The following is a 13,900-nucleotide window of genomic DNA, read 5'->3' on the forward strand; positions in this document are numbered from 1 at the left end:
GTTGACCACCGACCACCAATGAACGGGCAGCTCAGACGGCATCTTGTCCGTGTTGATCGACTATGCCCGCACCTTTGATCAATACAACGCCAAGTGATGCTTTCGGTCCGCTTGCTCTGGACCGGCACCATCGTGCACATGGAGGCGGTGACGGCTCTACTTGGCGCCGTGGTAGGCGGCTTTCTGGTCTTGGTCGGCGACGTCTTCCGCCGACGAGCGGAGCGGCGTGATCGGGCTGTGCAGAGAGCCATTGATGCGAGCGCAAGCTTTGCGATGGTGATCAACAAGACCTGTGGCGAGATGATCGATGCCAAGTTCAACCAGCTGCAACGGCCTGCCTCGGCCCTTCGTGCCGAACGGCATGAAGCCGTGACTCGCTTCTTCATGACGCCAGCTCCGCGCGAGTTGCATGATGCTGGCCGGCGTCTTAGCTACGCGTACCACGACCTGTATGACCACTTTGACGGTGACGGCTGGGCTGAGGCGTGGGATGGGTACAGGGTCGCTATCCGACGGTTCGAGGCAGCTGTGCGAGCTGTTGCGGGTAGCGGTTCTAGCGCATGGCCGGGCACCGGAGGCAGGAGCATCCTTCGCTACCTGAGATTTCGAGGAGGGGAGCCCGCGGAGGCTGGGGTGGAAGATCTCCCATCGGTTGAACGGCCACACGGATGGCGGCGGGGTAGCCGGAGCGCATCCTGTGATGCGGACCCAGGGGTAGAGCCAGGTTAGGCGGGCGAGGTGAGGCAGCCAGAAGGCAGCGAAAGCAGCAGCAACCGCTAGCGGCAGATGACGAGGGACAGCAGAGCAGCCATGGTCGGTGACGCAGAACGGTGTCCGACAGCACCCAACGGTGAGGCCCATCCGCGTTCACACAGAAGAGGTCTCCGGTGGCTCCGTCCGTTGACGAAGCACCCGACTGCAGCAACGGTCAGCGCATGACCGCCGACCGCTCGTGAACTTCGTGGCGTTGAAAGCCGGGGTGTTGATCGACCTGGCCGGCGGCTGAGATGAAGCTGCCTACTTCACCGTCTGCATCGGGTGTCCGGTCAAGACGCTGTAGCCGACAGTCATCAAGAACATCAGGCCGACCACAGCGAAAGCTCCGCCGATCACCCGTTCCAGCAGGATGAAGCGCGCTAGACGCTCCTCGTGCGGGACATCTGGTAGCCAGCGCCACGGCGGTACTCGCCGTAGCCCGCTCGCCGTGGACATCGACCGCCGCACGTGCCACTCCGTCACACCGCGAAAGTTGGTGGCCAGGGCGACACCTACGAGGCTCACAGCCAGGCTCATGGCGACGCCCGCCAGGACACGCCATGTCTCCATCTGACCCCTCGATGTGGTTACTGGGGGATCTTACGATCTCGTGCGCAATGCCGTAGAGCCGATAGATCGGCCTTTGGGTGCAGCGAGGTGGGGTAGCTCAAGGCGGTGGCAGGCTCACTGTATGGGGTTGGCATCCTCGGTGCTGGGGACGTCGTGGGCCAGGTGTAGCGCGGCGAGGATTGGTGGAACCGGCACCCGGTAGTGGGTGCCGGCGCGGATCAACGGCACAGGGAAGGCGTCCCGGCGGGCCAGCTTGTAGGCCGCTGACCGTGAGACGCCGAGGATTTCGGCGGCGGTGGCTAGGTCGGTGGTCAGGCCCAGAGCGCGGACCTGGTCCGCGGTCCACGCCGAGGGCCTCCGTTCTGTGGCCGGTCCGCGGGTGGTGACATGAGGACGACGTGTGGAAGGCATAGCTTGTCCTTCGTCCGTAGAGGCATAGGGGCAGGGGGCCGGCCGGCTCGGGGCAGGCCGGCCCCACGATCAGCGCCCTCGATGAAGGGGTGCCGGTCGTCGGCCAGACCGGCCAGCGCGCGGCCTCTACCCGGACTGAGCGGAGGCAGGCTGCGTAACCGGGCGACAGCGCCGGCCCGCTGGTCGGCTCCATGGGTTTTCAGGCGGGGATGTGCCAGCGGTGTGGGCACAGCAGTAGCCGTAGCGCGGCGGCGGCTTGTTGGGGGACGACGCCGTTGCCGAGGACGCGTAGCGCGAGGGTGCGGGGCAGTCCGAGGGCGGTGACGTGTCCTTGCTCGAGTCCCATCAGCCATTCGACGAATGGTGGGGCGAGGACGGGTTTGCCGTGCCGGCCGGTCTGGGTCGGTTCGGGGACGGGCCGGCCGAGGATCAGTTCCCAGCGGGCGACGGCGGTGGCGTAGACGCCCCACCGGTCCTCGTCGAGTTGGCCGAGGCCGGCGACGGTGGTGCGTAGGTCGTTGCCGCCGTCGCCGTGTCGGCCGGGTCCGCGTCCGTCGGAGGCGCGCGGTGTGGGCAGGATGCGGGGGACACGTACCGCTGCCGAGGGCAGGGTGAGGTCCCGTGTGAGCCCCGCTGCCCAGGGCAGCCTTTCTCCCCGTCTGAGGCGCGCGGCGTGGGCAGCAGCACCTGCGACAGCGGCGGCCGGAAACCCTTGCCGGCGCGGCGTCCGGGGGTGCCGGTGTCGCTTGCCCGGGGTGTGGGTAGCAGCCCGTGTGCGGTGCCGTCGGGTTCGATGAGGTCGGGCAGTCCGTGCTGGTGGCCGGGGCCTTTGCCGTCACGGGCGCACGGCGTCGGCAACGTCCGCACCCCTACCGAGGAGTTCGGCGGGTGCGGCCAGCAGGAACAGTCGGTCGCGGCGGTGCGGGGCGCCGATGTCGGATGCGCGTAGGCACGTCCAGCTCGTGTCGTACCCGAGCGCGGCCAGGTCGGCGGCGACGACGTCGAACCCGCGGCGGAGGAGAGCGGCGACGTTTTCCACAAACACGAGCGGCGGTCGAAGTGCGCGAACAGCGTCGACGACGCTTGTCCACAGGCTGCTGTGGATACCGGTGATGCCGGCGCGTTTGCCGGCGTTGGAGATGTCCTGGCAGGGGAAGCCGGCGGTGAGCACGTCGACGGGCTCGACGCGGGTCCAGTCGATGGTGCGGATGTCGCCGAGGTTGGGCACGCCGGGCCAGTGGTGCTCGAGCACGGTGTGGGCGTGCCGGTCGACCTCGGCGTACCAGGCGAGCTGGCCGCCGAGCACCAGCTCGACGGCCAGGTCGAGGCCGCCGTAGCCGGTGCACAACGATCCGATCCGCAGCCCGCCGCGGCGTCGTACGGGCGGGGGAGGAGGCTCAATCACGCCACCTCCCGCGCCCGGCCCTGCGCCGCCGGTCGCCCGGAGGGCTGCTCGGGGCGAGGGCCGCGTGAGTGGGCCGGGTGTCGGTAGGGTTGGCGGCATGTTCGCCGGTCTCGACGCGTTGCATACGCTGTGTAGCGAGGGAGGGGACCGCCGCCGGGGGTGGGAGTTCGTTCGTGCGGTGACCGCGGCATTTGGCCGACCGATGATCGAGGGCGACGGTGTCGACGCCGGCCGGTTGCAGGCGGCCGAGGACCGGATCGGGATCTTGCTGCCCGCCGCGCTGCGTGAGGCTTACCTGCTGTTCGGTCGCCGGAGGGATCTGACCGCCGCTCAGGACCGTCTGGTGTTGCCCGAGCAGCTTCGGACCGACGCCGACGGCGTCCTGGTGTTCCGCGTGGAGGCGCAGGACTGCGCGTCGTGGGGCGTGCCGGCCGGGGCCGTCGGTCAGGACGACCCGCCGGTCGTGGTGAACGTCGGAGACGGCTGGGTGCCGTACTCGGATCGGCTGTCGCTTGCGCTTGTCGAGATGGTGCTGTCGGAGGCGATGTTCTCCGCCGACGAGGGCAACGTCGACAACCGGGAGTTGGACGACGCGGCCACCGCTGCGCTGGGCGCGGCGTTCGAACGCCTGCCGTTGCCGGACTTCCCTTTCTGGGCCGGGATGGACGGGCCGCCGATCCGCTGGTTCGCCGGCCTCGATGTGCTGCTGCGCGACGACGGCGGGACGTGGCTGTGGGTCCACGGCCGGACCCCGGCGGCGGTGCGAGCCGTGCGGCATCGGTTGCCCGGCGAGTGGCTGATGGTCACAGGCGACGAGAACGAGGGCGGCGAGGGCTGAGACGTCGGGCGCAACGAAGTTGGGGACCTCACCACGGACGGCGAGCAGCAGTAGCAGTGCGGATGACTGCACGCCCGCGCCGAGGCTGAGATACCGGGCGGGGGATGCGCTCACGCGACCACCCCGCCGGTGGTGGCCTTCAGCTTTCCTGAACTCGCGGACTCCCGGGCTGGCGGAAGATCAGCACGTCCTCGTGCGTGATCAGGTGCAGCGGCGTGCCGGCCGTGCGGGCCTTGCGCACGGCCTGGAGTTGGAAGAACGACGGCCGCGCGATCAGGTGCCCGTCGCGGACCGCCGCGAGGAGCGCGACGCACCGCTCGGTCGGCACCAGGCCGGCGCGGACACCGGCGGCGATCACCGCAGACGGCAGGTCGACCAGCTGGCCGTTCTTGCGCCACGGCCGGGCGGTGACCACCACGGTCCCGCCGGGGCGCAGCAGTGCCGCGCAGCCGGCCAGGATCTGCTCGAACCCGTCGGCGAGGCCGGTGAGGTCGCGGTAGGCGAGGTTCCCGCGGTCGGTGCCGTAGGTGTTGTCGAACTTCGCCACCCCGTCCGCGCCGGGCCGAACGAGGCCGTGCACGGTGGGCCCGTACGGGGGAGACGTGACCACCAGGGCGACCTGCCCCGCCAGTGCCGCGGGCAGCAGCGACCGCAGCCGGGTGGCGTCGCCGCGGACCACCGACGCCCGCCCGGTGGCACCCTGCAGTTGCGCGTGGGTGATGTTGGCGTCGGCGATGTTCGACCACCGCGGCTCGTACTCCACCCCGATGGCATCGCGGCCGGCGTGAATGGCCTCGACGAGGGTAGTGCCGATCCCACACATCGGATCGAGGACAAGGTCTCCGGGCAGGGTGTAGGCGTGCACGGCGTGGGCGGCGATCGCCGGAAGCATCCGGGCGGGGTGCTTGACCGACTCGGGCAGATACCGGCCGCGCCGCTGCACCGGCCCGGTCTGCTGCGCGGTCGCCCACACCGACAGGCCCTCCGGCCCGTCCGGGACCCGGTGCCGGCCCTCGTGGTCGCGGTGCCGGCCCTCGTAGCTGCGGTGCCGGCCGCGGTAGGTGTCGTCAGGCTGGTGCGGGTCGGTGGGGGAGGGGGTGTGCTCAACCATGGCGCTCACCCCCGTCCCGGCGCCCGTGTCGCTGCGGGTCCGTCGGCGCGGTGACGGGTGTGAACACGAGGAGGTCTGCGTGGACCTTCAGGTGCGCCACCGCCCACCGCTGGTCGGCCTGTTGGGTGAGGGTGAGCAGTTCCTCGTCGGTGACGTGATAGACGAACGTGTCACCGTCGGTGTCGGCGGCGACGGCGACGATGTGCTGCAGGTAGCCCAAACCGACGGCCGCGGCGGCGGTGGCCACCGGGGTAAAGTCCTCCGGCCCGCCCGCCGCAGCGGGGAGGGCGACGACGAGGACGAGGCAGCCGCCGGGGCGCAGCAGCCGCGCGCACGCGGTCAACAGCCACGCCAACCGGACACGGTTGGTGGCGTCGGCGGGGTCGAGGGGCCAGCAGGCCACAACCAGACTCGTCGCCTCGGCGAGGGACGTGTGGCCCGGTGCGGTGGTGGCCTGATCGGTGGGCAGGTCGGGGTCGGTGAGGTCGTCGCCGAACCAAACCCTCATGTCCGGCACGTCGCCGCCACCGTCGTCGAAGGGGGCGGCCGGGTCGGGGCGTACCGGCGGGGTGGCCGGTCCGATGATCAGGCTGGACGCGTCGGTGAACCAGCCCGGATGGTGCCGTCGGCCGCCTGCCGTGCAGACGGCGGCCAGGGCGTGGTCGCTGGTGAGGTCGACGACGACCTCGCCGGGACGGCTGTAGGCGGCGATGAGCCGGTAGGCCAGCCGGGCGCCGACGCTGCGGCCGGCATCTGCCGGGCCGCGGGCGGTGCGCCACACGGTGACCGGCACCGGCGGATCACCGGCGACCAGATCGATCAGGGTCGGGTCGACACACGGGTCGACCGGGCGGACAGGGGCTTGGTGGTGCTGCGGCGTGTGCTCGCTCATCTGGATGTCGGCTCCGCGCCGCGCCGTGATGCGCTGACACCCTCAAACCGGGCTCTGTCAGCTCTGGCGAACACCCCTCGGGCCTGACAGGCCTCTCACAGCGGAGGGGGCTGACCTGACAGCCCTGGTAGGAGATCCGCCGGCCTTGCGCGCCGCTCGAGGGGTGACCGTGCCCGACAGGCGCCGCCGCCGAATGGCAGATCCCTGCGGTACCTGACGCCGCTGCTAGACACGGAGCGTGACGGACAACGCCCGCCATGTCAGTGGTCGGCATCGATTACTTGGCGAGGGCGACCTGTGCTGCCAGACACCGGCATGTCATCCCGGCCCGGTGATCAGGTCGGCGGGCACCGTGGATGCCAGTGTCACCTCGCGCGCCGCTGGCAGCGCCCGCCGTGTCATGCCACTCGCGCGCTGTCAGTCGATGCCAGCCTGCCGGCGCCGCCTCTGTCAGACCCGACCGGCTGACAACGGACTCACTGTCAGTCCGGCCGCGTCTGACAACGGCGCTGCTGTCAGACCCGCCGTGGTCTGACAGGGGGCGTCTGTCAAAGTTCCCGCCGCACTGTCAGACCCCAGGGGCGCGGCGAGGCGGCCACGGCGTCCGCTCGCGCCGACAGCCCCTGCCCAGAAGCCTGCCGAGGTGGCGACGCCCAGGTCAGGGCGGCACTGTCAGATCACCGCGATCGTGAACGCTCGACGCTGCCGTCGGCCACGTCCCGCGGCCGCAGCGACGGAGGGCGTCGCCGTCGCCGGTGTTGACGTCGGTGAGCTGCGCTGTCAGAGCGCTGTGAGGCCGTCGTGGCGCAATCACTGTCACCGCAACTCGGTATGGCGCGCATCGACGTGTCATCGACACCCCTCGCTGACAAGGAGTTTGTTGACGTGACTGTGTCCGACACCGCTTGGCCTGACTCCCCGCTGGACGCCGTCGACGCCGCCTTCGCGGCACTGACATGCGACCCCAACCCGATGAAACTCGATCTTGACAAGCTGGACGGTGACAGCGGCCTGCCCGCCGGTGTCATGGCGCTTCCGGCGCTACGCGACTGGCTACTGGAGCACCCACGTGCCTACAAAGCCCGTGACGCCGTGTGGCGGCAGTTGATCCTGCGCGCCCGGCTGGACGGGCCGGCGTGGGTGGTCGCGGCGGCGGGCATGGCGATGCCGGGGCTTCGCCGCTGCGCCGGCCAGCTACGGGTCGGCTGGTCCGGCGATGCCCATGACATCGACGCGGAAATCCTCACCGGGTTCCTCACGGCGCTACGCGACCGGACGGACCTGTCGAAGCCGGCGCCGTACGCGTCGCTGTGCATGGCCGCATGGCGCGCCGGATACGAACTGCGCCAACGCGCTGGCGAAGCGGTCCCCGTTGACGATGTCCAGCACGTCATCGGACCCCGCACCCCCACCGTCCCCTACGGCCATCCCGACCTACTCGTAAGGCGGGCGGTCATCTTGGGCCTGCTCGACGCCTGCGATGAGCAGCCCTACATCGACCTACGCCTCGGCCGACGGGCGATCGAACCGATCGCCGCCACCATGGGCATCACCGCCGACGCCCTACGCATGCGAGCCCGACGCATCGACCAACGCATCGCCCACGCCCTGGCCAGCGGACTACTCACCGGCGTCGCATCCCCGCAGGCCGCCGCGCAACTGGCCGCGACCGCCACCCACCGGAAACGGACCCGCGCCGCGCGTGCCACCGCCGGTGCCTACGGGACAGCCGCAGCAGCGGCAAATGTGGCCGCCTGAGAACGCCCGCGGGCCCGACCGTGACGGACGGGCCCGGTCGTCGGCGAGGTCAGCTAGTTGCCTTGCGTGCTGGGCGAGGTCATGGGCCCAGCCCGGGTCTAGGTTGCTGACGGTGATGCGGTGGAATGCCCGGCGTGCGGTGCCGGGGTCGCCGGCCAGGGCTGCTGCGCTGCCGGTGTGGTACGCATGCCACCAGGGCGACTCGCCGTGCCCGGTCGCGCGGGAGGCCAGTTGGCGGGCGGTGATGGCGGGGTCGGGAAACTGGCTGCGCAGTTGCTCGACCCGTTGGGCGGCAATCCTGGCGACCATGTCCATGTCGCGGGTGAATTGCTCGGTGTTGACGAAGTCGAGAAGGCTCGTCCATCCGGCTTCGTCGATCGGCGGATGTGGGATGAAGGTGGTGTCATTGCGCCAGTAGATGCGGCTGCCGTCGTCGAATGACCAGTGGTCGCGTTGGTGCCACAGCCACATCGCGCCGACGTTGAGGTAGGTGCCGTGTGAGCGGGAAGGCTGGAACTCAACAACGATCAGCCACCAGCCTCGGTCATCGAACCAGACGCGTGATGCGCCTCGCCGACGCAGTCCGAGCGGCTGCAGATGCTGCCGTGCCGCCGCTGCGACCAGCCGAGTCGCTGCGGCTTTGTCTGGCATCGAGAAGTATCGCATCGGCCGCCCAGGTGGTAGCGGATCATTGTCCGCCTCGCCTGCCGATCGTCGTCTGCCGTGGTGGTTCCGGTTTACGGGCCTTGAATCGGGCGATGGGCTTGGTGGTGGTGCGGGCGACCTCGGTGAGGAGCCGGTTGCCGTCGGGGATGCGGAAGGTGGTGTCGGCGGCTTCGACGGTGAGGGTTGCTCCGGCGTGGGCGTTGTCGACGTGGATGCGTTGGCCGGCGATGACGAGGGTTCCTCGGCAGCTGACGCGGCGTTCGACCCGCACGGGTTCCGGGTTCGGGGTGGGTGGTGGTCCAGCGGGGCGGGCGTCGCGGATGCTGGCGGCCTCTGCTGGTGTCAGGGGGTTGGGCAGGCTGCGCAGCAGGACGCCGTTGGCGGTGATCTGCAGGAGGCCGCGGTCGAGTCGGACGGTGACGCGCCTGCCGGCGAAGTGGTAGCCGACGGGGTGTTGCCGTCCGGCGAGGCTGATCAGGCCGGGCTCCACCACCGCCCGCGCCATCGCTGTTGCGACTTCGACCTCGGTTTGCCGGCGGTCAGGCAAGTAGCGCCCGAAGCTGCCCTATTGCGTCCAGCACCTCGGCGCGGTGCTTGCCATCCTTGATCCACGCGGGCAAGCGCTCAACCAGGGTCTGGCTTCCCATGTACTGGCCGCGTTCCCGCAACCGAGCGGACACGTACGCCTCCAGCAGGTCCAGGTGCTCGGCGTTGTATGCCCAGAGCACTCGCCCACGGCACTCGATCGAAAGCCAGAGGGGTAGGCCGAAGTACGGGTCGTTCGGGCCGGAGAGCTCAGGCAATGCCCGCGCGTTGTTTGCGGGGCGAGGAGCTTCCCAGAGATTCGTATACGCGCACCCCAGACAACTGAGCCGACGGCGAAGCCAGAAATCATGCCGGGACCTGTCGGCCGATTCAGGGTCAGGACGGACCGAAGCCCGGCCGGCACAGCCTGGGCAACGGACGAAGATCTCGCCAGCAGACAAGCCGAGCAGCCAGGACTTCGCATCGCGGAAGCGTCCCGCGTTCCCTTCCTCGGTTGCTGTCATAGATCAACGGTACAGCCGCCGATACAGCCAAGACCGCCGCCAACCGCCGACACCAACGGAAGACGACGGACGGTCTGGCCAGGGATATCCCACCCGATCAGCCATCCGCGACCTTTCTGATTCGCAGGCTGCAATGGCCTTCCCGGGCTGGGGCTCTGTCAGACCCGGCGGCGGTCCTGTCAGGGCCTTGTTAGGCCAGTGTCAGGCCCCGAGGGCGCACACCTCGCCTAGTTTTCAACGACGTCGTTCAGTTGAACACTGACTCGTGGCTGACGCGCCATCGCTTCGCCCCAGTCGCCGCTCAGCTCCCACACCCCGTCCCCGAGCCCGCTGGCCAGGCAGAACGTATCGACGTGGCCGTAATCGATTTCGCCGGCAGCGTCGACGGCTGGCGAGAGTGAGGATCTGCGAAGGACCATGGCCACATCGCTGTCCAGCACGAGCATCCCCCTGCGGTAGCAGCGAGCCTCGCCACGCTCCGGCCGTCTGTAGTCTGGGTGGGCCGGTGCCAGAACCAGGTCGAGCGCGAAGGTCAGCTGGGTCAGCGAGGCGTCCACGCTCAGGACCCAGGAATCCTCCAAGACGACGTTCGCCAGGCTGGCGAACACCTCGTGATAGGGAGAGTCGCACTCATCCGTCGGGTTCATGAGCCCAGGGTGCCGCACTCGACGAACGATCCCGCTCCCATATCGGGCGAAGACCGATTCGCTGATCAAGTGCATCTGGTGGGACGCCGGTGCGAGCATTAGCCGTGGTGCGGCGACGCCGCTCGCGGGGCATGCGGCGCGGCCCGGCGGTGGACTAGAGACCTGGCATCTCTGGCCCGTAGCGTCGCCAGATCGCCTTGACCATCGTCCAGTAGGGGATGGCCACGACGCCCAGGGCGATCTTCTTGTCCCAGCTCGTCCGTGCCTCCATCCACCAGGTCCCGAGCCCAAGCAGCGCGAACAGGCCCATGGTCACGCTTCTCCACCAGATGCGGCGCCCCCGCTGCTCCGGTGGGCTCAGGTTGTATCCGTGTTTCGGCTGGTAATGAGGTTCTGGGGTCACGGCGTTCTCCGGTGCGTCTGGCCTAGCTCGCCCGCGGATCGCTGACGCTAACACCCATCATCAAGGCGGCCCGCAAAGTGGGCCGCGCGGGCCCAGCCGGCATGCTTGCGGGAGGTTGATCTCATGCAGGATGAGGGCGTGCCGGCGAATGAGGAACACCCACAGATGACACCCGATCCCGACGCTGGGTTGGAACTCGCCCGGCGAAACGAGATCGTTTTGGAGGCAGTTCAGGCGTCGCTCGGGCTTATCGGCCCTGACGTGCGCGGCATCGCCGTCGAACCCCGTAGCGACGGCGTGACCTTCCATGTCGCACTTGCCCAATGCACCGAAGAGGCTGACGAAGACATCGAAGACATGATCTTCGAATACGAGGCACAAGCCTGGGGCTACGCACCGAGCGGGTTCACAGTCGATGCCGCCGTCACCGTCGAAGACACAGGACCACAGTGGCGCGGCCGCGGGTGGCCCATCATCTATCTCGCCCACCCCTCGACGCGGGGCATCGCCAGGGAACCTGACCCGACACGGCCGGACGCTGGTTAGTCGTCCCGTCCCTAGGGAGGCCTGAAGGCCTACGACTGCCGGACAAAGAGATCCGATTAGGGGCGCTAGGGACCTACGCCCGACTGCAGGGCCTCCATCTGGAGAATGCCAGCCATGGAGCGTTTCGAGACGAGGAGCCTGGCACTCCTGCCCGCCAACCGGTCCGGGCAAAAGTTCTCAGCCGTGAGCCGTGGGGCCTGATGGCGGAGATTGTCGGCTATGAGCATGTCGGCGCGTCGGTGGACATGATCGGGCAGTTCGGCGGGGTGGCACGTACTGAGGCCGAGTGGGAGGCGTTGTACCCGCCAGTCGGCGCAGAAATCGATGCCGTGGTCCAAGTGGTGAGGAGGTGGTACCCGCCCGCCTGGGTGCGACTCAGTATCCGTCCTGATGATCTGAAGCTGTTCCGGTGGACGTGCGACTTCTGCGGGGAGCTAGCCACCCTCAGCCCTGGAGGTGATGGCCTCGTTCTGGACGTTCGCAGCAACGACGGGCCAGGGAGCACGACATTGGTCTCCCACCGGGCATGCCTCGCTGGCCGCATCCGTCCCGAAAACACGGGTGAACAAGCAAGGGTGCTCAAGGTCGGGAGACCTGACACCTGAAAGCACCGGCGGGCCATCGACGGGACACAAGGTTGAGCCGCCACGGGTTTTCCGGACAGGTGGACCAAGTAGAATTGGTTGGCTTGGAAAGGAAAACAGTTGCCACGTGCGAAGAGGACTTTCTCCCCGCAGTTCCGGGAGGAAGCTGTGAAATTGGTGATCGAGACGTCGCGTCCGATCGCCGCTGTCGCCCGTGAACTCGGGATCGGGGAAGGCACGCTCGGAAACTGGGTTGCCGCGTATCGGCGCGAACATGCCGGTGACGAGCCGCCGCTGAACGTCAGTGAACGGGAACGGCTGCGCCAGTTGGAGCGTGAGGCGCGGGAACTGCGGATGGAGAACGAGTTCCTGAAAAAAGCCGCAGCGTACTTCGCCAAGGATCATCGGTGAGTGACACGTTCGAGTTCATCGACGCCGAGTACGCCGCCACCGTCACGAACGGCGCCCCTGAGTCCCCGTCGATCAGCCAGATGTGCCGATGGCTGGACGTGTCCCGCTCCGGCTACTACGAATGGCGCGGCCGCCCGGACTCGGCGACCGCGCGCCGGCGGGAGGAACTGAAACAGCTGATCCAACACTCGTTCGACGCCTCCGACGGCACCTACGGCTACCGGCGGTTGCACGCCGACCTGACCGACTGGGGCATCGTCTGCGGACCCGAGCTTGTCCGGGCCCTGATGAAGGAGCTGGGCCTACAGCCATGCCAGCCACGGCCGTGGCGGCACAGCCTCACCGCCGCCGGCGACGAACCGCGCGCGATCCCGGACCTGGTGCGTCAGGACTTCACCGCCGACGCGCCCGGGCAGAAGCTCGTCGGCGACATCACCTACATACCGACATGGCAGGGCTGGCTGTTCCTGGCGACCGTCATCGACTGCCACACCCGTGAAGTCATCGGCTGGGCGATGGACGACAACTACCGCACCCCGCTCATCGAATCCGCAATCCGGATGGCCGCCGCCAACCACCGCCTGGCCGACGACGTCGTTTTTCATTCCGACCGCGGCAGCAACTACACCTCCACCGACTTCGGAAAGACCCTCAGCCGGCTGAAGATACGACAATCGGTCGGCCGGACCGGCACCTGCTACGACAACGCCCTGGCCGAATCGTTCTTCGCGACGCTGAAGAACGAGCGCACCCACCGCACGCAGTACCCGACGCGGGAACATGCCCGCGCCGATATAGCCAGATACATCGAGCTCCGCTACAATTCCCGCAGACGCCACTCAGGACTCGGCTACAAAACCCCACAACAAGTACGGGACGAGTTCGACAACCGGCAGCTCGCCGCATGAACTAGCCACAAACGAGCCTGTCCGGAAAACGCGGGGCGACCCAGGTGGTGCCAGCGGAGGCCAATCCAGGCCACGTGAAACCGCTTCGGGCAGGCCAAGATCACACACGGTCGATCTAGTGCGGTTCGCAAGCTGATGCTTGGGTGCGCAGCTAGGTGGCGACTGAGCTGCTCTGTTAGACCCGGCGGCAGTCATGCCAGGGCCTTGTCAGATCCGTGTCAGACTTCGGGGGCGTTCGCCAGAGCTGGCAGAGCCCGGTTTGAGGGTGCGGAAGTCCCTCGACGGCGGCCAATAGGCCGGAACCGGAGGGTGCTTCCGCCCGCAGCCGGGGGCCGGGATCACGTCGGCCGCCCGCGTGCCGGACGCCTCGGGTGCCGCGCAGTTTGGTGCGCTGACACCTCATCGAACACCGCTACCCGTAAAGGGAGGGATGGCTCCTCCCGGGGACGGTCTTGGTTCGTGGCGCTGTCCGTGCCCGCGCCCCTGGCGGCGGTCTGCCCCTTCGACCGCCTGCTATCGCCCCGCCGCGCCGTGCACGGCAGCCGGGGCCGGAGGTGAACCCCGCCATGTCCCGCATCCCAGCACAACTTCGTGCCCTCACCCACTCCCGAATCATTCGCCGCGTCGCCACCGTGATCTCCACGGTGGCCTGGTTCTTGTCCGCGCCGGCCGCCGTCTACGCCGCGCCAGCCGACCCGAAGGACGGTGGACCGAATCCGCTGCCGGTCGTGATCGGCAACCTGCAGACCTGGCTGATGAGCCTCCTCGCCGCGCTCGCCACCCTGTTCCTCGTCCTCGCCGGGGTCTATTGGGCGACGGCCGGCGGCGATCCGGCGCAGGTCGACAAGGCCAAGGGGGCGCTCAAGAACGCGCTGATCGGCTACGGCCTCGCCGTCCTGGCGCCGGTCCTGCTGCAGGTCGTCCGCGGCATCGTCGGAGGCTGAC

16 protein-coding genes are annotated in these 13,900 nt (G+C 68.6%); 5 read left to right on the forward strand and 11 right to left on the reverse strand.

Features of this window, described 5'->3' with window-relative positions; genetic code table 11:
• Positions 1–156 precede the first annotated feature (156 nt).
• The 5 genes from ACY34I_RS06345 to ACY34I_RS06365 all read right to left on the reverse strand — a co-directional run bounded on the left by ACY34I_RS06345 (position 157) and on the right by ACY34I_RS06365 (position 3,142).
• Positions 157–459 (reverse strand): hypothetical protein, encoded by a 303-nt coding sequence (locus tag ACY34I_RS06345; RefSeq protein WP_462753343.1) that lies wholly within the window; start codon positions 457–459, stop codon positions 157–159.
• A gap of 558 nt (positions 460–1,017) precedes the next feature.
• Positions 1,018–1,326, reverse strand: a complete 309-nt coding sequence (locus tag ACY34I_RS06350; protein ID WP_462753345.1) for a hypothetical protein — start codon at positions 1,324–1,326, stop codon at positions 1,018–1,020.
• A gap of 114 nt (positions 1,327–1,440) precedes the next feature.
• Positions 1,441–1,737: a DNA-binding protein gene (locus tag ACY34I_RS06355; RefSeq protein ID WP_462753347.1), complete on the reverse strand. Its 297-nt coding sequence runs from the start codon at positions 1,735–1,737 to the stop codon at positions 1,441–1,443.
• Between the two features lie 199 nt (positions 1,738–1,936).
• Positions 1,937–2,083: a hypothetical protein gene (locus tag ACY34I_RS06360; protein ID WP_462753349.1), complete on the reverse strand. Its 147-nt coding sequence runs from the start codon at positions 2,081–2,083 to the stop codon at positions 1,937–1,939.
• A gap of 489 nt (positions 2,084–2,572) precedes the next feature.
• A complete protein-coding gene (locus ACY34I_RS06365) occupies positions 2,573–3,142 on the reverse strand; it encodes a DNA cytosine methyltransferase (RefSeq protein WP_462753351.1) in 570 nt (189 codons plus the stop codon).
• 97 nt (positions 3,143–3,239) lie between these two features.
• Between ACY34I_RS06365 and ACY34I_RS06370 the strand changes: the two genes are divergently transcribed.
• Positions 3,240–3,980: a hypothetical protein gene (locus ACY34I_RS06370; protein WP_462753353.1), complete on the forward strand. Its 741-nt coding sequence runs from the start codon at positions 3,240–3,242 to the stop codon at positions 3,978–3,980.
• A gap of 139 nt (positions 3,981–4,119) precedes the next feature.
• On the opposite strand, the gene ACY34I_RS06375 is transcribed toward ACY34I_RS06370, so the two are convergent.
• Together ACY34I_RS06375 and ACY34I_RS06380 are read right to left on the reverse strand one after the other, a co-directional pair.
• Positions 4,120–5,091 (reverse strand): TRM11 family SAM-dependent methyltransferase, encoded by a 972-nt coding sequence (locus ACY34I_RS06375; RefSeq protein WP_462753355.1) that lies wholly within the window; start codon positions 5,089–5,091, stop codon positions 4,120–4,122.
• Positions 5,084–5,983: a hypothetical protein gene (locus ACY34I_RS06380; protein ID WP_462753357.1), complete on the reverse strand. Its 900-nt coding sequence runs from the start codon at positions 5,981–5,983 to the stop codon at positions 5,084–5,086. Before ACY34I_RS06380 ends, ACY34I_RS06375 begins: the two co-directional genes overlap by 8 nt.
• A gap of 885 nt (positions 5,984–6,868) precedes the next feature.
• Here ACY34I_RS06380 and ACY34I_RS06385 point away from each other — a divergent pair.
• Complete coding sequence (locus ACY34I_RS06385) at positions 6,869–7,741, forward strand: hypothetical protein (protein ID WP_462753359.1); 873 nt, start codon at positions 6,869–6,871, stop codon at positions 7,739–7,741.
• A gap of 688 nt (positions 7,742–8,429) precedes the next feature.
• Here the strand turns inward: ACY34I_RS06385 and ACY34I_RS06390 are convergent.
• From ACY34I_RS06390 to ACY34I_RS06405, 4 genes are all read right to left on the reverse strand, one after another.
• Positions 8,430–8,900, reverse strand: a complete 471-nt coding sequence (locus ACY34I_RS06390) for a hypothetical protein (RefSeq protein ID WP_462753361.1) — start codon at positions 8,898–8,900, stop codon at positions 8,430–8,432.
• A 46-nt stretch (positions 8,901–8,946) separates the two neighbouring features.
• Entirely contained in the window at positions 8,947–9,456 is a 510-nt protein-coding gene (locus tag ACY34I_RS06395; RefSeq protein ID WP_462753363.1) for a hypothetical protein, read from the reverse strand.
• Positions 9,457–9,683: 227 nt separating this feature from the next.
• A complete protein-coding gene (locus tag ACY34I_RS06400) occupies positions 9,684–10,103 on the reverse strand; it encodes a hypothetical protein (protein ID WP_462753365.1) in 420 nt (139 codons plus the stop codon).
• Between the two features lie 154 nt (positions 10,104–10,257).
• A complete protein-coding gene (locus ACY34I_RS06405) occupies positions 10,258–10,506 on the reverse strand; it encodes a hypothetical protein (protein WP_462753367.1) in 249 nt (82 codons plus the stop codon).
• Between the two features lie 123 nt (positions 10,507–10,629).
• Here ACY34I_RS06405 and ACY34I_RS06410 point away from each other — a divergent pair, with 123 nt between their 5' ends.
• From ACY34I_RS06410 to ACY34I_RS06420, 3 genes are all read left to right on the forward strand, one after another.
• On the forward strand, positions 10,630–11,052 hold the full coding sequence (locus ACY34I_RS06410) for a hypothetical protein (RefSeq protein ID WP_462753369.1): 423 nt from the start codon (positions 10,630–10,632) through the stop codon (positions 11,050–11,052).
• Positions 11,053–11,756: 704 nt separating this feature from the next.
• A protein-coding gene (locus ACY34I_RS06415; protein ID WP_462753371.1) for an IS3 family transposase occupies positions 11,757–12,955 on the forward strand; the annotation gives its coding sequence in 2 pieces (ribosomal slippage) (positions 11,757–12,021 and positions 12,021–12,955; 1,200 coding nt in all).
• Between the two features lie 566 nt (positions 12,956–13,521).
• Positions 13,522–13,899, forward strand: a complete 378-nt coding sequence (locus tag ACY34I_RS06420; protein ID WP_462753373.1) for a pilin — start codon at positions 13,522–13,524, stop codon at positions 13,897–13,899.
• Position 13,900 lies beyond the last annotated feature (1 nt).

The sequence above is a fragment of the Micromonospora sp. RTBAU3-60 genome (assembly GCF_054963695.1).